At 38.4% G+C, this 19,563-nt stretch carries 18 protein-coding genes and 3 tRNA genes; 9 read left to right on the forward strand and 12 right to left on the reverse strand.

Features of this window, described 5'->3' with window-relative positions; all coding sequences use genetic code 11:
* Positions 1-38: 38 nt before the first annotated feature.
* The 4 genes from EHQ31_RS09660 to EHQ31_RS09675 all read right to left on the reverse strand — a co-directional run bounded on the left by EHQ31_RS09660 (position 39) and on the right by EHQ31_RS09675 (position 1,759).
* Positions 39-404, reverse strand: coding sequence for a phasin-related domain-containing protein (locus tag EHQ31_RS09660; protein WP_135574296.1), 366 nt, complete (start codon positions 402-404; stop codon positions 39-41).
* Positions 405-539: 135 nt separating this feature from the next.
* Complete coding sequence (locus EHQ31_RS09665) at positions 540-1,115, reverse strand: bifunctional nuclease family protein (RefSeq protein WP_135574298.1); 576 nt, start codon at positions 1,113-1,115, stop codon at positions 540-542.
* A gap of 26 nt (positions 1,116-1,141) precedes the next feature.
* Positions 1,142-1,215: transfer RNA gene (locus tag EHQ31_RS09670), tRNA-Ile, on the reverse strand.
* A gap of 61 nt (positions 1,216-1,276) precedes the next feature.
* Positions 1,277-1,759: a hypothetical protein gene (locus tag EHQ31_RS09675; protein WP_208652763.1), complete on the reverse strand. Its 483-nt coding sequence runs from the start codon at positions 1,757-1,759 to the stop codon at positions 1,277-1,279.
* Positions 1,760-1,763: 4 nt separating this feature from the next.
* Here EHQ31_RS09675 and hemW point away from each other — a divergent pair, with 4 nt between their 5' ends.
* The 4 genes from hemW (at position 1,764) to EHQ31_RS09695 (ending at position 3,679) form a co-directional block, all read left to right on the forward strand.
* Positions 1,764-2,936 (forward strand): radical SAM family heme chaperone HemW, encoded by a 1,173-nt coding sequence (gene hemW, locus EHQ31_RS09680; protein ID WP_135574300.1) that lies wholly within the window; start codon positions 1,764-1,766, stop codon positions 2,934-2,936.
* An 81-nt stretch (positions 2,937-3,017) separates the two neighbouring features.
* Positions 3,018-3,091 (forward strand) — tRNA-Ile (locus EHQ31_RS09685).
* Between the two features lie 9 nt (positions 3,092-3,100).
* A tRNA-Ala gene (locus tag EHQ31_RS09690) sits at positions 3,101-3,173 on the forward strand.
* 74 nt (positions 3,174-3,247) lie between these two features.
* Positions 3,248-3,679: a CBS domain-containing protein gene (locus EHQ31_RS09695; RefSeq protein ID WP_100744638.1), complete on the forward strand. Its 432-nt coding sequence runs from the start codon at positions 3,248-3,250 to the stop codon at positions 3,677-3,679.
* Here the strand turns inward: EHQ31_RS09695 and EHQ31_RS09700 are convergent.
* Both EHQ31_RS09700 and EHQ31_RS09705 read right to left on the reverse strand, forming a co-directional pair.
* Positions 3,676-4,434, reverse strand: coding sequence for a ribonuclease H-like domain-containing protein (locus tag EHQ31_RS09700; protein ID WP_135574303.1), 759 nt, complete (start codon positions 4,432-4,434; stop codon positions 3,676-3,678). The genes EHQ31_RS09695 and EHQ31_RS09700 overlap by 4 nt on opposite strands.
* Positions 4,416-5,504 carry a pyridoxal phosphate-dependent aminotransferase gene (locus tag EHQ31_RS09705; protein WP_135574305.1) on the reverse strand — a complete coding sequence of 363 codons (1,089 nt, stop codon included), beginning with the start codon at positions 5,502-5,504 and terminating at the stop codon, positions 4,416-4,418. Before EHQ31_RS09705 ends, EHQ31_RS09700 begins: the two co-directional genes overlap by 19 nt.
* 46 nt (positions 5,505-5,550) lie before the next feature.
* Between EHQ31_RS09705 and EHQ31_RS09710 the strand changes: the two genes are divergently transcribed.
* Genes EHQ31_RS09710 through EHQ31_RS09725 form a run of 4 tightly spaced genes read left to right on the forward strand, consistent with a single transcriptional unit; the run spans position 5,551 to position 10,023 of the window.
* Positions 5,551-7,305 (forward strand): phospho-sugar mutase, encoded by a 1,755-nt coding sequence (locus tag EHQ31_RS09710; RefSeq protein WP_135574307.1) that lies wholly within the window; start codon positions 5,551-5,553, stop codon positions 7,303-7,305.
* Complete coding sequence (locus EHQ31_RS09715; RefSeq protein WP_135574309.1) at positions 7,302-8,519, forward strand: aspartate aminotransferase family protein; 1,218 nt, start codon at positions 7,302-7,304, stop codon at positions 8,517-8,519. Before EHQ31_RS09710 ends, EHQ31_RS09715 begins: the two co-directional genes overlap by 4 nt.
* The gene (gene leuB, locus EHQ31_RS09720; RefSeq protein ID WP_135574311.1) at positions 8,516-9,595 is read left to right on the forward strand and encodes a 3-isopropylmalate dehydrogenase; all 1,080 of its coding nucleotides are present in this window, start codon (positions 8,516-8,518) and stop codon (positions 9,593-9,595) included. Before EHQ31_RS09715 ends, leuB begins: the two co-directional genes overlap by 4 nt.
* Before the next feature lie 17 nt (positions 9,596-9,612).
* On the forward strand, positions 9,613-10,023 hold the full coding sequence (locus tag EHQ31_RS09725; RefSeq protein ID WP_004785265.1) for a response regulator: 411 nt from the start codon (positions 9,613-9,615) through the stop codon (positions 10,021-10,023).
* Here the strand turns inward: EHQ31_RS09725 and EHQ31_RS09730 are convergent.
* Genes EHQ31_RS09730 through EHQ31_RS09745 form a run of 4 tightly spaced genes read right to left on the reverse strand, consistent with a single transcriptional unit; the run spans position 10,004 to position 15,245 of the window.
* The gene (locus EHQ31_RS09730; protein WP_135574313.1) at positions 10,004-10,744 is read right to left on the reverse strand and encodes a purine nucleoside phosphorylase YfiH/LACC1 family protein; all 741 of its coding nucleotides are present in this window, start codon (positions 10,742-10,744) and stop codon (positions 10,004-10,006) included. The two genes, EHQ31_RS09725 and EHQ31_RS09730, sit on opposite strands and share 20 nt — an antisense overlap.
* Positions 10,731-12,302 carry a glycosyltransferase family protein gene (locus EHQ31_RS09735; protein WP_135574315.1) on the reverse strand — a complete coding sequence of 524 codons (1,572 nt, stop codon included), beginning with the start codon at positions 12,300-12,302 and terminating at the stop codon, positions 10,731-10,733. Before EHQ31_RS09735 ends, EHQ31_RS09730 begins: the two co-directional genes overlap by 14 nt.
* 3 nt (positions 12,303-12,305) lie before the next feature.
* Positions 12,306-13,367: a hypothetical protein gene (locus tag EHQ31_RS09740; RefSeq protein WP_244247340.1), complete on the reverse strand. Its 1,062-nt coding sequence runs from the start codon at positions 13,365-13,367 to the stop codon at positions 12,306-12,308.
* A 30-nt stretch (positions 13,368-13,397) separates the two neighbouring features.
* A complete protein-coding gene (locus EHQ31_RS09745; RefSeq protein WP_420844111.1) occupies positions 13,398-15,245 on the reverse strand; it encodes an extracellular solute-binding protein in 1,848 nt (615 codons plus the stop codon).
* A gap of 54 nt (positions 15,246-15,299) precedes the next feature.
* Here EHQ31_RS09745 and EHQ31_RS09750 point away from each other — a divergent pair, with 54 nt between their 5' ends.
* Positions 15,300-16,628 carry an alpha-amylase family protein gene (locus EHQ31_RS09750; protein ID WP_135574318.1) on the forward strand — a complete coding sequence of 443 codons (1,329 nt, stop codon included), beginning with the start codon at positions 15,300-15,302 and terminating at the stop codon, positions 16,626-16,628.
* Here EHQ31_RS09750 and EHQ31_RS09755 read toward each other — a convergent pair.
* Together EHQ31_RS09755 and nadC are read right to left on the reverse strand one after the other, a co-directional pair.
* Positions 16,618-18,672, reverse strand: coding sequence for a RelA/SpoT family protein (locus EHQ31_RS09755; protein ID WP_135574320.1), 2,055 nt, complete (start codon positions 18,670-18,672; stop codon positions 16,618-16,620). The two genes, EHQ31_RS09750 and EHQ31_RS09755, sit on opposite strands and share 11 nt — an antisense overlap.
* Positions 18,672-19,535 (reverse strand): carboxylating nicotinate-nucleotide diphosphorylase, encoded by an 864-nt coding sequence (nadC, locus tag EHQ31_RS09760; protein WP_135574322.1) that lies wholly within the window; start codon positions 19,533-19,535, stop codon positions 18,672-18,674. The genes EHQ31_RS09755 and nadC overlap by 1 nt, the downstream gene beginning before the upstream one ends.
* Positions 19,536-19,563: the final 28 nt, after the last annotated feature.

Genomic DNA, 19,563 nt, shown 5'->3' on the forward strand with positions numbered 1-19,563 from the left:
GTGGCCTCTTCTTAAATTTCACAATCAAAAATAAAAAACTATTTCGTTTTTGCTTTTTCGATCAAAACTTTTAGTTCATCTAACGTTTGTTTTAACTTTTCTTTCACTTGAGGTGGGATTGCCGTATCAATTTGTTGGTAAATTGATTGGTAATTTGCCTGAAGTTTAGCAAGCACTTCATCATAACTTGCATTTGTTTTCCCGATAGCTCCTTGTGCATCTGCTATCGTTTTACTTAAAAGGTCACGAATCTTTTGGGACTCAGCTGACTTGTCCAATTCTCCTTTCGATTTAAGATCATTATAAACTTTCTCTAAATCAACAACTGCAGTTTTTAACTTTTCTTCACCGGAACGAAAGAGTGCGATTCCAGCATTGACAACATCCATAACCAATTTTTCCATACAACTTCCCTATAAAGGGGAAAGACCCCTATTTTTGGATTCTAAGTTTAGGAAAATTGATATGGGATTACAATTAAAAAATTCGAATGTACGGATTTTCTATGTGACATAGTTAAGTAAAGGTCTCCCTTCTCCTTAACTGTTTTCGATAAGCTTTTTGATTTGGTCTCGGATTTTTGCTGCGGTTTCGTAATCTTCAGTTTTTAAAGCGTTTTCCAAAGTTTCTTCTAAAATTTGAAGATTTGATTTTGGCAATGCTTGGATTTTTTTCTCTGAAGAAATACTCTCCCCTTGGATCTCATCTTCTTTCATGATAATCCCCGTTTCATCTAACACTGATTTAGCGATATAAATTGGCGCATTGGCACGTAAAGCCAGGGCGATGGAATCAGAGGGTCTTGCATCCAAAGTAATGATTTCTTCGTCTTTGCGCAGTTGGATTTTGGCATAAAAGGTGCTATCGATGATTTCTTCGATGGTGATTTTAAGAACCGTGGCACCAAGTGAAGTTAACATATACAACATCAGATCATGTGTCATGGGTCTTGGTGGTTTGGTTCCATCGATGACAGTAGTGATGGAGTGGGTTTCGAGTGGACCTATAAAGATAGGAACCACACGTTTGTCGTCCGAATCTTTTGGTCGTAAAAATACAGCAAAACCCACATTGGTCAGGCTGATATCTGAGATTTTTACTTCATAAAACTCCATAGAATATCGTTACCTTTCCTATTTTGTGGGCCCAGAAGGGCTCGAACCTTCGACCCGCAGATTATGAGTCTGCTGCTCTAACCAACTGAGCTATAGGCCCCACTGACTTCCAATCTTTCGGGGAAATAAGTAGAGACAAGCATAAAACAAAAGATTGGAGCCTAAAGCGGAAGAAACAGGTTGGATTCAAAGAATTCTGTGAGATCTTTGCGATCGGTTTTCCATTGGATCCAAATCCACAGTCCAGGTTTTGTATCCAGGCCAATCCACACTTGGTTACGGAGGGCATTTTGGTTACGTATTTGGTCGGCTTGGAAAATTTGAAAGTTTAGGTTTCCTACAGTCTTCTGGATTTCTTTGGGTTCGGTTCCCCGAGTAAAAACCGATTCTTTCCAAAGAAATTTGTCAATCAATGGTTCGTTCCAGGGAAGAGTTCGCACTACCATAAAAAAACCGTCTCGTTTGGCTGGATAAACAGACAGTTTTTTGTTTGCGGTAGTTTCCAATTTTACCACTACAGTTTCAGGAAATACAAAAGAAAATCCCTCCCAAACAAAGTTTTGATTTGGTCCTATAACTGTCTGTGAAAGGATCGGAAAGGTAGAGATACCCAAAAAAATAAGAACGGATACCATCCATTTCATACTCATGGAAATATTAGAGAAACAGTCCATCTGGCAAGTCCGAAATTCTTATTTGGGAGTCTATGTCCACTTCCCCTATTGTTTTAAAAAATGCGATTATTGTGATTTTTATTCTGAAGGAATTGGCGCTGCGCCAGCTAACGATGAAAAGTCGCTTTTCCAGTCCTACAAAAAGGAAATTTTAGACAGGGCCAACCATTTTCCAGAAATTAAAAACCGCACCATTGATACTGTTTTTTTTGGTGGCGGTACTCCTTCCAAAGCTTCTGGAAAACACTGGAAAGACCTTTTAGATTTTTTAAGATCCGAGTTTTCTTTTTCGGACAATCCAGAGATATCGATCGAAGTCAATCCCGAAGATTTAAGTTCTGAACTCCTTGCCGAATACAACTCCATTGGGATCAACCGTGTGAATGTGGGTGTTCAGACCTTAGAAAAAAAAGGACTCGAATTCCTCGGCCGTCATTATGATGCAGACCGTTACCATTCTCTTGTAGATGTGCTTACCAAATCTCCCATCAAACGTGTGGGAATTGATTTGATGTATGGAATTCCTGGTGTTACGAAAGAATCATTTTTATCTGACTTATCTCTTTTTCTAAAGGCAGGCCTTCCCCATTTGAGTTTGTATTCTTTAACTTTAGAAAAGGGAACCCAGTATTCTCGCGATGTAACCGATCACAAAAAAACAGAACCGGAAGAAAACTTGCAATCCGAAATCCTAATCCAATTGCCAAAGATATTAAAAGACCAAGGATACCTTTGGTACGAAGTCTCCAATTATGCAAAACCAGGATTTGAGTCTTTACACAATTTGAAGTATTGGACTTATGAACCTTATTTAGGCATTGGCCCTGGAGCACATGGGATGATTGCAGGACATCGGTATGGGAATCCCAGGAATGCCGGACTCTATCAGAAAAAAGAAACATCAACCAAGTATGAATCTATTGATCCTACGACAGAACTTAGTCTCACATTATTTCGATTGTTTTCTCCCTTTCGGTATTTGGATTTTATTGATACCTATTTGGATCCAAAATCCAAATCAAAATATTTAAAAACCATTGAGGGTTGGGAAAAAAAAGGACTTTGTAGAGTAGAGGATGGAGTATTCCAATGGAATCCATCGGCATTACTCTTGTTAGATGACCTAATCTTAGAAATTTCACTCTGATTTTTTCTAGTTTTCTTTCTTAAAATAATCTTAAAAAAAGATTGCCCATAGACCCCTCTCGAAAAATACTGTTCGTATCCCGGGCCTGTAGCTCAGTTGGTTAGAGCACTCGCTTGATAAGCGAGGGGTCACAAGTTCAAATCTTGTCAGGCCCATTATGATACGGGGCGTTAGCTCAGCTGGGAGAGCATCTGATTTGCATTCAGAAGGTCATCGGTTCGATCCCGATACGCTCCAAAAACCCGTTTCACTTTCCTTACCATTCCAAAAATTTCTTGCTATCTAGTTAGAATTCCTATAAACCTTGAGGCATGTCCGTAAAAGATATTCTAAAAGACAAAGCGTCCTCTGTTCTTTCCATCGAAGAAGATAGAAATGTATTGGAAGCCACCCAGATGATGGTGGGTGCAAAAGTAGGATCTCTCATTGTTACTTTCCAGGGAAAACTGGTGGGAATTTTTACGGAACGTGATCTCATGCGAGTGGTTGCCAAAGACCATGCCAACCTAGACAAAATCAAACTCAAAGATGTAATGACCACTCAACTCACTGTGGCAGGGCCCGAAGAAGACGTAGATGATATTTTAAACAATATGATCACAAAACGTTTTCGCCATATGCCAGTCCTTGACGGGGATAAAATCATTGGTCTTATCTCCATTGGAGATGCAGTCAAAACCAAACTGACTAGGACACAGGCAGAGATGAGTATACTCAGAGAGTATATGTACGGGCCACACTAAAACAAACGGTTTTCTGTTAGGCGATTTATTGTTTTTTCCAAAACAATTTCTAAATTTTTAGTATCTTCTCTGTTGTAAGCGATTAGTTTTTCTAAAGCTTCTTTGTTATTAGTCCTTTGGTATTCAAACCAAAGGAGTGGAGCTTGTCTTCCATCCATTCCGGCTATTTCATCGGGTCGAACCAGACCAAGGATCACTTCCGATTTTTTAAGTCCCCCTTTGATTCCAATCGAATGCAAAAGATTCATCAAATCCAGTTGCGGATTTTTGACTCGGTACCGAAATTCCCTTTCTAAAAAGGGAACATCAAACCTTTTCCCATTGTAAGTCACAAGGATGTCTTCAGGAGAAATAGAATCAAAAAGAAATTCTAAACCTTTTCCTCTTTCAAAAGTTAACATCCGTTTGTCTTGGTAGAGACTCACAACTGTAGTGACAGAGGATTCCGAAATTCCCGTGGTTTCAATGTCTAAAAAACAAAATCGTTCGGGAAAATTTTGCCATAACCTCCAGTATTCGAGACTCGGAAGTTCAGTCGTAAAAAAACTAAAATTTGCCTCGGACAATTGTTCTTCTAATACTTCGAGGCGTTCCTCTAAAATGGTAACAGAAGGAAGGAGAGGATCATTTTTTTGTTTTTGGTATTGGATTAGAGATTCCCAATCATATACACCCACACCAAACAGTTGTTTCTCTTTTTTTTCTCCAATTCCAGGAAACAATTGTAAACTAGACTTTAAATGAGATCCGTACATTCTTTCCACCGAAGAAGACCTTCTGCCATCCTCTCTTCACTTTCCCCAAAACCAATGCGAAGGAAACCTTCTTCTTCAAAATTAGATCCAGGCAAAACAAAAACACCTGTTTTTTCAAAAAGCCTATCGGCATATGCTTCGGAAGATATACCCGGCTCTAACATAAGCCAACCCACAAGTCCCCCTTGCGGTATAGTAAAGTCTTTGGTAAGGGGAAGTTCCTTCCAATGCGAAGTAAACTTTGCGATATTGTTTCTCACCCGCGTTTGGATCCCAGGTAAAAACGATTCTTTATTTTCCAAAAGTCCAAGGGCAATTTTTTCGGAAATGGGAGAAACAGTATGAGTTAAGTAATCTTTAAAAGAACGGGCCCTTGTTATAAAAGATTCCTCTGCAATCAGCCATCCTACCCTAAGCCCTGTGACTCCAAAACATTTAGTAAAGGAACCAGTGCCATAAAAAGAATGGTTTGGATCCACTCCTGTCTTTCCCATCAATCCGACACTTGGTAAAAATCGGTAGTGTTCATCAAAGAGAACTTGTTTCTTTTTTTCGCGAAACCAACCGAGAAGACTCTCCCATTCGGAATCTGGAAAAGTTTTTCCTGTAGGATTGTGAGGATGGTTTAAGATATAAAGATCGGCATCAATTTCTTTCCAAGTAGATGTTAGGAATGCGACTTCATGCGGCACCTGAATGATTTGGGCTCCTAACATTTTGGGAATTTCATACAATGCTTGGAAGGCAGGCCAAATGAGAGCCACCTTGGTTTTGGGTTTTACCATGAGATGAAATGCCAAGTACAAGGCCTCACCAGTTCCCGTAGTGACAAGGACTTGTTTTGGCGAAACACCGGGATACAAATTGGCAATTGCCTTACGTAATTCCCCGGAACCTTGGTTCGGTGCATCATTCATAGGAATGTCCAGAAGTTCCGAGTAAGAAACATTTGCCATCCCTAGCACTTCTTCTAAACGAAAAAAACCAAGTCCACTTTCCCCTAAATTGCAAAATGCCTTTAGGCGGAAACGTTCCAATCGGTCTTCAATGAAAAATTCTCTAGGTTCCAAAATTGATTTCCAGACTACTTAGCTTCAAAAGATTAGTATGTAAGCTATGTTGAAACCAGAAGACAATATCCTATCTTGGACGAAATCACCTTTTTCATCGGAAATCCAGAATGAAGCCAAAAAGGCTCTCGAAGATTGGAAGGCGGGGATCCGTTCGGAACTCGTCGATGCCTACGCAAGTCCACTCACGTTCGGAACGGGGGGAATTCGGGGAAAAATTGGAAATGGAATCGGCAAGATGAACCTCTACACAGTAGGTCGCGCTGCTCTTGGTTTTATTAGTTATTTAAGAGATACTAAAAAAGATGCCTCCATCGTCATCGCTTATGATTCAAGAAGGCTCTCTAAAGAATTTGCAGAACTCTCTGCGGGCATTGCCGCCAAACTAGGTGTTAAAGTATATATTTTTCCTAAGGTAACTCCTACCCCACTTCTCTCTTATGCCATTCGTTATTACAAAGCAAGTGGTGGGATTGTCATCACGGCATCTCATAATCCACCCGAATACAATGGGTTCAAAGCTTACCTTGCAGACGGAGGGCAACTGGTTCCTCCAGATGACTCACTTATCATTGGAAGGATTAGTGGGAACAGTGACTGGTCGACAATTCCTCTTGTCAAAAAAACAGACAAAGATTATAAAAAATTCGTAAAACCGGTAGGACCGGTAGTTTTCAAAACCTATTTAAAGGATTTAAAACAAGCAGGGATCCTTTCTTCAGTAAAACCCAAAACAAGAAATGATTTAGGAATCGTATACTCACCGTTACATGGCACTGGTGGAGATTATATGAAAGAAATGTTAAATTTCTTTGGATATAAATCGGTTTTTCTTGTTCCTGAACAAAAAAAACCGGATGGGGAATTTCCAACCGTAAAATACCCAAACCCAGAAGAAAAAGAAGCTCTCGCCTTATGTGAGTTTTATGCCAAAAAGAAAAAAGCAGCCACCTTCATTGCCACAGATCCAGATGCGGATAGACTTGGAGTGGGAGTTCGACGCCCTGATGGGGAATACGAATATCTCAATGGAAACCAAATTGGTTCGATTATGGCAGCTTACCTTTCCGAACGAAAAAAATCTAAAACCAAAGTCTATCATTTGGTAAAAACCATTGTGACAACTGACTTACAAGAAGCGATTGCGAAAAAAAACGGAATCAAAATCAAAAACGTACTTACAGGGTTCAAATATATCGCAGAAGAGATGAAACAAATTGAATCAAAGAAAAATAATGTCTTCTTGTTTGGTGGTGAAGAATCTTATGGATACTTACCTGTACCCTTTGTTCGAGACAAAGATTCGTTATCCAGCGCCTTACTCTTTGTAGAAATCCTTGCTGAAAAAGGAGACCTCCTTTCCTACCTCAATGCGATTTATTTAAAATATGGATTGTACCGTGAAAGTTTGTATTCTTTGACCTTGGAAGGAAGTTCGGGCCAAGACAAAATTAAAAAATCCATAGAGACACTTAGGTCAGAAAACTTAATTGGGAAAACCATTGGTGAAAGAAAGGTTGTGGGAGTCCTTGATTACGAAACACAAAAAGCTGATGGGAAAGCCAAAACTTCTGTGTTCAAAGGAATGCCAAAATCCAATGTCATCCAAGTGGAACTGGAAGGAAATGCCAAACTCACCATTCGTCCTTCGGGAACAGAACCAAAGGTAAAAGTTTACTCTTCCTTTGCTTCCTTAAAAAAACCAAAAAAACAATCCGAGATTTCCGGTTTATGGGAGTCTCTTGGGAAAGAAATTTCCTTAGCAGAAACAGAATTTTTACAACTAGCAGGCCTAAAATGAGCAACGATACCAAAACCAAATTCGAAGAAATCAAAAAACTCTCTGATAAATTCCTCTTAAACACATACAACCGTTATCCGGTAGCTTTTGAGTATGGCGTTGGAGAGATGATTTTCGATCAAGATAACAAAGGTTATATTGATTTTCTTGCAGGGATCGCAGTTTCCAATTTAGGCCACGGGGAAGCAGACTTAATTGAAGCCATGCGCAACCAAATGGACAAAATCCTCCATTCATCGAACCTCTATTACTCGGAAGAACAAGCAAAACTTGCCGAGGTCATCATCGAAAATAGTATTCCTGGAAAAGTATTTTTGTGTAACTCAGGAACTGAGGCAAACGAAGCCGCTTTTAAACTCATGCGTAGACATGGGGTGAAAAAAAACATTGATAAACCCGTGATCCTTGCCCTCCACTCTAGTTTTCATGGCAGAACTCTTTCTGCCATGACCATGACAGGAAACGAAGCTGTTCGTAATGGATTTGGGGAATTGGCATCTGATGTTTACTTTGTAGAAGCCAATAACGAAGACTCTCTCATCCAAGCCTTTGACCAATACGGCGAGTCCATAGCCGGAATCATTATGGAACTCATCATTGGAGAAGGTGGAGTCATTCCACTCAGCCAATCGTTTGTGAATTTAGCTCGTAAACTCACTGAAGAAACAGGTTCCCTACTTGTTTTTGATGAAATCCAAACGGGAATGGGAAGAACAGGAAAGATGTTTTGTTTTGAACATTACGGAATGTATCCGGATGCTTTTACTCTTGCCAAAGCTCTTGGTTCCGGATTTCCCATTGGTGCTCTTGTCGTAGCAAAAGAATACGAAGGAGTTTTAGAACGAGGGATGCATGGCTCAACATTTGGTGGAAATCATTTGGCCTGTGTTGCCGCCTACGAAACATTCAAAATCATTTTATCACGAAACTTACTCGACCATGTTTCCACAATCTCAGAACAAATGTTTGCACGTTTGAAAACGATGATGGAATCAACTGGAAAAATCAAACAAGTCAGGGGACGTGGATTACATATAGGTGTGGAATTGTATTCCGAATCAAGACCTGTAGTAGAAGAATGTTTGAAACGTGGCCTTGTTGTGAATAGTACAGCTGGGAATGTCATTAGAATTATACCTCCTCTCATCTTGAGCATTGAAAAAGCGACAGAAGGATTGGATATTTTAGAATCAGTATTAAAGGATATGAAATGAAAAAAGTAGCAGTACTTGCCGGTGACGGAATTGGACCAGAAGTAATGGACGTGGCCCTATCAGTGGTCAAAAAAGCATTAGGAAACAAATCTTCTGAATTTACCTTTGAACATGCATTAGTTGGTGGGGCAGCCATCGATGCCACAGGATTTCCACTTCCTGAGGAAACTCTAAAACTATGTGAATCATCCAGTGCTATCTTTTTTGGATCTGTTGGTGGACCAAAATGGGAAACCCTTCCTCCTGAAAGACAACCGGAACGTGGTGCCCTACTCCCTTTACGTAAACATTTTGATTTATTTGCAAACCTAAGACCTGCGATCATTTATCCAGAACTAAAAAAAGCAAGTCCCATCCGCGGTGACATCATCGGTGATGGCCTCGATATCTTAATCCTTAGGGAATTAACTTCCGGGATCTATTTTGGAAAACCAAAAGGGAGAGAAGGAAGTGGACCCGAAGAATTTGCTTTCGACACTATGAGATATTCTCGTCGTGAGATCGAACGAATTGCACGCACCGCTTTTGATGCTGCAAGAAAACGAAATAAAAAAGTAACAAGTATTGATAAAGCAAATGTTCTCACCACATCTGTGTTGTGGAGAGAAGTGGTTGTAGCGCTCCATAAAGCGGAATACTCTGATTGCACCTTAGAACATCTCTATGTGGACAATGCAGCTATGCAGCTCATTGTAAAACCAAAACAATTTGATGTGATGCTTTGTGAAAATATGTTCGGAGATATTCTATCGGACGAAGCATCCATCATTACAGGGTCCATAGGAATGTTACCTTCGGCTTCCCTATCTGAATCAGGATTTGGGCTCTATGAACCATCGGGCGGATCCGCTCCTGACATTGCAGGGAAAGGGATTGCAAACCCTATCGCACAAATCCTATCGGGAGCCCTTATGTTACGATACTCGTTTGGATTAGAAACAGAAGCGGTGGCAATTGAAAATGCCATTCGAACGGTTCTAAAGAAGGGTTTTCGCACGAGAGATATTGCCGAAGAAGGCACATCTGTCCTCGGTACGAAAGAAATTGGTGTTGAAATCGAAAAGGCACTTGGATAAACTACGGAAGAACTATTATGCAAACAGGCATCGGACCGACAGGCAGACCATACCAAATTCTCATTGCTGAGAATTCCAAATTCCAATCCAAACAACTCCAACAAATTTTGGAATCGGAAGGTTTCAAAATCATTGGAGTTGCTGAAACGGGAAAAGAACTTTTGCAAATGTACAAAGACAATCGCCAACAGATTGATCTTGTGACCATTGAAATTTTTCTTCCTGAGGTAGATGGTTACGCAGCATTCTGGGATATGAAAGAAATGGGTGTTCTTCCTAGGATTCTCTTTATTTCCGAAGAAAACACACCTTCGGTCATCAAGGCACTTCTCGAAAACGGGGCGATGGACTATATTGTCAAACCAATCAAACGAGAAAAAATTCTAGAGAAAATCAAAGAAACTCTTCTTAAGATTCCCAAAGTATAAAATTTAGATTCCTGCCTTCTTCTTTGGCTCTATGGCTAAAGTAAAGAGGGCTCTGGAAAACATTTGTCCGTAAATTATTTATCCCACCGATTTTTTGAAAACGTGCTTTCACTCTAGTTTCAATCGCAAGGCCCACATCGAGTAAAAACTTTCCCTTTCCTTTCTCGTGACAAACTTCCTTTCCTAACGGAATGAATAAATTGGCAACATCCTTTTCAACTTCATAATCGGCACCTTGGATATAAGGCCCAATTTCTAAATAAATTTCCTCTTCAGAAAAACCGGACTGAATGGCCCTCTCAATCATTAATTCAGTAATGCCAAAACTTGTTCCCTTCCAACCAGAATGGACAATGGCAACAAACGGTCGTTTGTTTGAATATAAATAGACTGGAACACAGTCTGCTGTGCGAACCACAAGAATGGAATTCGGCAATTCCGTATACAACCCATCTCCCTCCAGGACTAATTCCGAATTTGTGTAAACTAGATCCGGTAATACTTGGTGGAGAGAATCTCCGTGCACTTGGTTGAGTGTGAAAACGTTTGGTAGTGGAGAATCAAATTTTTCTTTCACCCAAATTTCCGTATATTCTTTCCAGGTTGTTGGATTTTTGGGATAAGAAGGAAATAATTTCTTCAAACAGTCTAAACTTTGTTTGCCGGCAGTACCAAACCGGATTCTTCCATAAGGAAGTAGAATTTCATTATCGAATTCCATTGGTCTCAACAAACATTTTTCGTTGTGTTTTGTCCCAGTGATTCTCAAACATTAATTGGTATAAATCAGAACAATTCCAATCACTACGTATACAAAGAGAATTCATTTTGGCAGGCTCGTAGGATAAAAGATAAAACGTAATTGGTATAGACCTCCAAGTGTATTGTATATGCGGTAAATTTGTTCCATGAAGTCGATTGTCGAGTAAGATCTCAATTTTACGGTCGAGTAAATCTTTTAATTCTAATTCACTTTCATGACCAATTCTCCCTCTTACAGAAACCTTCTTTTTCGCAAATTCTCTATCCGTCAATCCAGACTCCGCCTCAAACGCAAAAGATGGTCTTAAAAAATAAATAAAGTGAGCTTGGGCACCAAAAAAAGCAACACGGAACTCAGAAAGTGCATCCGTATCATAACCAGAGGTGTTAATCAAGTGATCCTCATAAAACATTCGTTCTTCGACGATTCCAAACCAATCAGGAATTCTCGTTCCCTTTATTTTTAAAGGGTCTGCATACACAGCAGCGGATAGAATAAAAAGAAAAGCCACAAGGATTTGGTTTTTGGAATATAAATATAAAAGATAGGATTTTTTATTGGACTCAATTTGAGAATCCAAATCCCAATCATGAATTTGTTGGAAAGCCAAATAAGATATATATGGTAAAATAGGAATCCAGAACCGAATCCCCATAAAATCCCCACCAACATACAAAACATAAAAAATGTATAAAAGAATTGAAGAAAGGAGAAATCGATTTTCCTTTTGGGACTTCAAACGTTTGTAGGTTTGCAAACCAAAAAGAACTAAGACAAAAAGGTAAAGAGGATAGGACTTTAAAAAGTATAAAAGATAATAGAACCCTTGGGAAAAATAAGCTCCTTTATTTCCCTTTGCATAAAACGTATTTGGAAGGAGATCTCCATAATAAAAATACCGGAAACTTAAAAACCCAAGAAACAAAACACCAAATAAAACCGGTGTCCAACTTCGCTTACGAATTATCCAATCAAGAGAAGCAATGAATAAAAAAAGAGCTCCTTCCGGACGAACTAGTGCAGAAAATAAAAACACAACAAATAGGAGAACCTTTTCTTTTTCCCATAAGAGGAGTCCAAAACAAACCAAAAATGTAAAAAGGGAAGTTTCTAAACCTGAGGTAGCAAAAATATGAAGATGAAAGAATAAAGACAAATGCACTAAGAGTAATGGATAAATTTTTCCAATTGATTTTTTATTTTCTTCATAAAAGAAAATAAAAAGTGTCATCAAGTAAAAGATAATACCCAGGAATAAGGAAAGAAACTGTGGTTCTAATTTTAAATAATAACCGAGGGAAAGTAAAAGAGTCCAAAGGAAATTTGTATATCCTTCGACCCTTTCTCCTACATTGAAAACAAAGCCAGAACCTTCGTATAAATTTCTAGCATAAACAAAACTGATATATGCATCATCACAAATCCACCTCCACTTATAACTTTGGTAAAAGGCAAAAACAAAAAATATTAGTGAAAGTAAATAAAAAGGAATAAGATTCCGTTTAAAAAACAACATGGATTAGTCCAGTTCAAATGATTTGATAAATTCTTCAATGATTTGAATGTGATCCATCTCCGGTGTTGGATTTTCTTCCGAAGGTTCATACAAATAATCATCAAAAACATGAAAATCAAAAATTTTTAATTCAAAGTCAGGTAAAGTGATGATGATATTTTCCGCATGGATATCAAAAATCAATTTTTCTTCCTCGGCTAAAAACTTAGTCACTTCTATGACTCGATTAAAATCCACTGCTATTTTTTTTAGTTTCGATTTAGAAATGACACCGAACCGATGAGAGTCAAAATTCAATTTCCATTTCGGAAACAGTTTGTCCATAATGGGATTTTGATCTAACTTTTCATTTCGAATTGTGAATTCTTTTAAATGTTTACCAGCAAGTAACGGTTGTTGGTCGCAGGGAGTGAGAGTGACGTTGGGAATTCCCAATGGATTATTTCTGACACGCATCCCCATAAAAAAACGAGTGGGCACCACAAGGTCTGGAATAAGAGACTTTAATTTCCAATAATGTAATCTTTCTAAACCCAAACGTTTGAATTTAAAATCAATTTCATCTTTTTTAGAATCACGGATCGTTTTGGTTTTTAAATAATCCCTGAGTTCAATTTCCTCAGGTTTCAAAAAACGAGAGATATCTCTTCCTACTTCTTTGAAAAGGGATCCAAATATTGCATCAGAAGGTAACTTTGATTTTCCGATTTTAACCACTTGGTTCCAAGGAAGTTTGTAAACAAACTTATAGGAACCTCGACCGATGTATCCATCCTTTGACAGTGGCATAAAGTTATCTAAAAACTCTCGTTTATACCGATATGTGATTCGGAATACATGAGAAACAGGAAAAAGTATTTCATATAAATTACGAAAGAATCCTGACTTTCGTAATACTTCATCAACGGGAAGGTCTTCAAGGGGGATGGGGATTTCTTTTTTATCAGGATCGACAAACAACTCTTTGTCGAGGCCTTTCTCTAGTAACTCCAAAAATTGGGGAATTTTTCCCCAATTAGGATATTGGTTCCAGAGTTCCGAGATTCGATCGCGTATCCCTTTAATCGGGCCCTTTTTTTCAGACACGATTAGGTTCTACTTCCACCTTACGATGGCTTCGTAATCTGTAAATTTTTCCTTACGAGATACTGCTTCCGATAATTTTTTATCTTTCTCTTCATCATACCACCAATAATCAGAAGAAAAACTTTCATCGCCATACTTACCCAATGGCAAATTCGGAACTCCATACTTTTGCCAATACAATAATCTGGTACTCGGTAAATGCCATAACAAAACATAAGGATATTCTTTATAAACAATCCTATCAATTTGTTTCAGAATTTCATTTCGTTTGGAAACGGAAAATTCGGTTTTTTGTTTTTCGATGAGTTTGTCTACTTCCGAAATTTTTAATCCAGGTAAGTTTGGTTGTCCCTCTTCATCAGCGTATTTTGAAAGCCATTGTGACTCAGGATCTTTAAACACCCCCGATCCCCAAGCGGCCCAAGTCATGTCAAAGTCGTATTTATCAACTCGTTCGCTCCAAGCAGCTAAATCTAAAGTGTCAATAGAAGCTCGAATCCCAACTTCCTTTGCTTTCTCTAAAAATACGGTGAAATACTTTTCTGTTTTTTTATCTCGATCCAAAATAGAAAACTGGAATGGTTTTCCATCCTTTTCCAAAATCCCCTCTGCATTAGGTTTCCAACCTGCTTCTGCCAGAAGTTTTCTTGCTTTTTCTATATTAAATTCAGACGGTTGGTTTGGATTTTTTTCACCACCTAAATAAAAATCGGGATAATAGCTGTTTGTTGGATCATACTCACCATACGCAAGTTTGTCGATCATCAGTTTGCGATCCACAAGTAGGTTCATTGCTTCTCGCACGCGTTTATCTGAGAAAATGGGTCGCCTCGAATTCATGGCCCAACCTTGAAATCCGATTGGTTTTAAATTAAAGATCCTTTGTTTTGCGATCCAATTTTTATCAAAGGAGTCCCCTTTCGCTTCCTCAACCCAGACGTAAGCAGAGTAAACAGGGTAAATATCAATATCACCCTTTTTGAATGCTTGGAGGGCAACGGCTTCTTCATTATAAACCTTATAGACTATTTGGTCAAAATTATTGCGGCCTTCATTGAAAGGATAGGCTCTTTGCCACCAGTCCCCTCTTCTCTCTAGTTTAATATAACGATTCTTTTTTACTTCGGTTATTTTATATGGACCAGAAACAATTGGAAACTCCATATTCTCTTTATTAAAATCTTTTCCTTCGAAATGATGTTTCGGTAAGATAAAAATAGAAGAGGCAACATCATTAAAATTATTCCAATGAACTTCCTTTGCTTCAAAAACAACTGTCAGATCATCTAATTTAATCGGTTTTAAAAATCTAGATAAGGAAACACGAAATACTGCTGTTCCATTTTTTGGATTCATGATTGTGTCATAGGTAAAAATCACATCGTCTGCTGTCACTGGTTTGCCATCAGACCAACGAGCATTTGGATCTAAGTAGAAAGTAAATTTCTTTTTGTCAGAGGAAATTTTCCAATCCCGTGCTAAATGAGGAATGGTTTCCAAAGTCAGTGGATGGTAGCCAGTCAAAGGTTCATATAGACTGGTAAAGATCCGCGCTGTAGTAGTAAACTGGTCTAAATAATAATTTAATGATTTCGGGAATTGGTGCGAGTAAATCCGAATCTTTCCCCCTTTTTTGGCTTTCGGATCAGCCACCGGGTTTTTCATTCGAAGGGCATTGGGAATGGAAGCCTGATCCCCTTCCCAAGGAAGATCATTCACCTTTGACATTGACTCTTTTGTATCTTCTTCAGAACAGTTTTGAAGAAAGAACATTGATAAAAGTCCTGTCAAACCAATCAAAACTATCTTGCGTAAGGAGGAACTATACTCGAGTATTTGAACTTTATTATGAAACATCCCTTCCATCAAATCCGTTTGTACGAGATAGGCTCAAGGCTTTTTTGTTCAAAAATGAAGGAACCTCTCGAAATAGCTCTTCATTCTCTTAAAGATTCCCTTCCCTTTTTATGGGCCGATGAAATTTGGCTAATGGGAGTTTGGAAAAATAGCCCCAAATCCCAAACCATCGCACGTTCCATGCCAGATCTCCAGCCAGGATTTCGTGCAGTAAAACAAAACCTTCTACCAGAAGATATTTATGGATCTCCCTATTCCATTTTTTCCTATACCGCAGACCCACTTGTTTGTGAAAATGACAGCCTAACAAACGTATACAAACTCACACAAAATTGGAAAAAAAAACTTATCTTAGACTTTGTTCCAAACCATATGGCAATTGATTCCCCCATCGTGGATTCCGATCCTGATTTGTTTTTGAAAGCAGATGATTCGACTTTACCGAGAAACTCATTCAAACATCCAAATGGATGTATATATGTTCACGGACGAGATCCCTATTTTGATGGTTGGACCGATACCATCCAATGGGATTTTTCTAACCCTGATGTCGGAACAAAACACATTCAAATTTTAAAACAAATCGCAAAACAATGCGATGGTGTTCGTTGTGATATGGCTATGTTACTCCTTCCCGATGTTTTCGAAAGGACTCATGGCAAAAAGTCTTTATATGATTGGAAACGAGTGATTGAAACAGTTAGGCAAAACTTTCCCAATTTTAAGTTTTATGCAGAAGCATATTGGGGAATGGAAAATCGGTTACTCGACTTAGGATTTGATGCTACTTATGATAAATCATTTTATGATGCTCTCAAAGAAAATCAGTTTCACTTTATCTCTCAAAGTTTATATGAAAATACAAAAGTATCCAAAATACGTTTTTTAGAAAATCATGACGAAGAAAGAGCCAAACACCAATTTGGTGAAAATTCCCATACTTACTTTAGTTTACTTTCTTTCTCGGAATGTATTTTATTATTTCACGAAGGTCAAGAACAAGGGCTCACTCGGAAAATTCCTGTCCAAATGGTTCAGACTGATTTGGAAGAACCTAATTTCGAATCAAATTCATTTTATAAAAGAGCACTAGAAACTATCGCCAAAAGAAATGCAAAGAGCCTTACCTTTCAACCAAATTACAAAGAATTCAACGGTATCTCCATTTTTATCAGAGCCATTCAAACTGGAGATGAGACTGAACTAATTCTATGGAATGAAACAAATTCGGAAGTTTCAGGACGAATTCCTTTTCACGATGGAATCCAATTCCAAACAAGTTTGACTGATCTTGTCTCAGGTATTGACTACTCACAAACAAAATCTGAAGAAGGAATTTATTTTAAATTAAAACCAAACCAAGTGCAGTGGTTTATTTTTTAACTCTTTCCGCAAAAACCACACCTTGGATCATTCGCAAGTTTTCCAAAATTTCTTTTAGTTGATCCAAATGATCCACTTCTAACATAAATTTGGCGGTGAGTGTTCCATTCGGATGCGATGATGCACCTGCCTCCAAAATATTTGTTTCTGTACTAGAAATTGATTCCACCATAGATAAGTAAATTCCTTGTACATCTTTGGCACGCACTTCAATTTGGATTGGAATGGGTTCCCCTGGACCTTCCCAACGTACAGGTATAGTTTTCATCCACTCGAGTTGTTTAGTTGCGGTGGTACAATCTTTTTTATGAACACTCACTCCTCTTCCTCTTGTGATAAAACCAATGATTTCATCTCCTGGGATAGGAGTGCAACAGGAAGCAACACGAACTGGCACATCGTTCCAACCCGCAACGGAAATTCCAAACTCTTTGGATTCTTCTTGTTGGGCATTCGATTTATGTGTTTTTTTAATTTTAACTTTTTTAATTTCTTTGATCGTGTTTTCATCAATAGAAGGAGATTGTGTTTCTAGAACAGAACCAATGGTTTCTCGTTGAGAATCCTCTTGCAATTTACGAAAATAGGCACGTAACTTCTGTCTGGCGCCAGATGTTTTTACAATTCGTAACCAAATAGGAGATGGTTTGGAACTTTTTTCAGTAATGATCTCAACCTGATCTCCAGATTTCAGCTCCGTACGAAGTGTAACCATTCTTCCATTTACTTTACCACCACGAGCATGAAGGCCGACATCTGTATGAATTCTGAATGCATAATCGAGAACTGTTGCCCCCTTTGGCATCTCGATAATTTCTCCTTTAGGAGTAAAAACAAAGACCTCATCTTCATGAAGGTCATATTGTAATTCTTCCATAAACTCTTTGGAATCAAGACTAGGATCTTGCCAAGATTTCAAAATTTCCAACCACTTCATTCGGAAGGCATTCTCAACACCATTCTGCAAAATAACGGAAGTTTTTGAAAGGTTGGTTGATTCTTTATAAGCCCAGTGAGCTGCCACCCCATTTTCTGCAATGGCATTCATATCTTTGGTTCGAATTTGCACTTCCATAGGACGACCATCGGGTCCAAATACAGTTGTATGTAAGGATTGGTAAAGGTTAGTTTTAGGTGTGGCAATATAATCTTTGAACCTACCAGGAATCGGTGTCCAGAGAGTATGTACGATCCCGAGTACACCGTAACAATCTTTAATTTCATTAGTGATGATCCGAACAGCACGGAGGTCAAAGATTTCAGAAAATGATTTTTCTTTAGTTACCATCTTTCGGTAAATCGAATAAAAATGTTTAGCCCGACCATCAATCCGAGCATCTATACTAATTTCAGCTAACCTTTGTTTCAGGATGATTTTTATTTTTTCGATGTATTCGTCGCGTTCCGATTTTTTAGCCGAAACTCGTTTTTTAATTTCTTGGTATTCATCTGGATGTAATGACTGAAAAGCCAAATCTTCTAATTCAAATTTAACTTTATAAACACCTAGGCGGCCAGCAATCGGCGCATAGAGAGCCAAAACTTCTTTTGCGATTCGTTTTTGTTTTTCTTCCGGTTGGAATTTTAAGGTGCGAACATTATGTGTTTTGTCAGCTAACTTGATGAGCATCACCCGCACATCTTTGATGGTTGCAAGTAACATTTTACGTATATTTTCAGCTGCTTCTGTTTCCTTGGATTGTGACTTGATTTCCGAAATCTTTGTCACTCCTTCCACAAGAGCTGCAATGTCTTCCCCGAACTCGCGGGCCATATCTTCTTTTGTGTAATTTGTATCTTCTACAACATCGTGTAAAAGTCCTGCGGCAATTGCCCTCTCATCCAAACCAAGTTCATCCAAAACAGAGGCAACATTCATTGGGTGAATGATATATGGTTCTCCCGAGAGACGTTTTTGTCCTTCGTGCATTTTATCGGCAATATGGTATGCCTTTTCAATTAATTTGGCCTTTTCTGGCCCAAGTCGCTTTTGGACTGCTTCAAATAACTCCTGTTTATCTTTGATGTCTTGGTATAATCCCATTATTTGATGTCCAAACTTATATCTAAAAATTTTACCGTATGAGTTAAATAACCCATACTCACGCCAATATCTTGAAATTTAGATAGGAACTTTAATTTATTTGGAGTGATTCCACCAGAACATTCAATACGAATTTTTGGAGACTTCTCTTTAATAAGTTCTATGGCTTTTTCTGTATCTGTATCAGAAAAATTATCTAACAAAATAATATCAGGATTTGAGGCGATAGCTTCATTCAATTGTGACAGGCCGTCGATTTCTAGTTCTATTTTTTTTCCTGGATTAGCATTTCGAACAATTTGCACAGCAGATTGGATAGATCCTGCTTTTGCTACATGGTTGTCCTTTAACATTGCCATCTCAGACAAATTCAATCTGTGGTTAGCACCCCCACCCATATACACCGCATACTTAGCCAGTTTTCTATAACCAGGTAAGGTTTTTCTTGTATCTAAAATTAGTAGATTTGGGAATTCTTTTGTCACCTTACTTGCATTTGTTGCAATTCCAGAAAGGTATTGGATAAAATTTAATAAAATCCTTTCCATTTTTAAGACACTTACCAGTGATCCTTCCAAGGTTCCAATGACGGATCCTTTCGAAAGGGAGACTCCATCAGAAAGCATAGGTATCCATTCCACATTAGCCTTAGTTTTTCGAATGAGACAAGGTATTACGGCAAGCCCACATAAGACTCCCTCTTCTTTGGCCAGTAAGTTTGCCTTACAACTTTCATTTGCATGGAACAAAGATTCGGTCGTGATATCTCCCGCAGGTAAATCTTCTTCCAAGGCAAGAGTTACCAAAGCCTCAAAGTCGTTCTCCGATATTTCTGTGACTGGTGTTGTGTATCCTCTAATCATATTTTCCTATTATTTAGACAAAAAAAAA

Source organism: Leptospira montravelensis (genome assembly GCF_004770045.1).
GTDB lineage: Bacteria > Spirochaetota > Leptospiria > Leptospirales > Leptospiraceae > Leptospira_A > Leptospira_A montravelensis.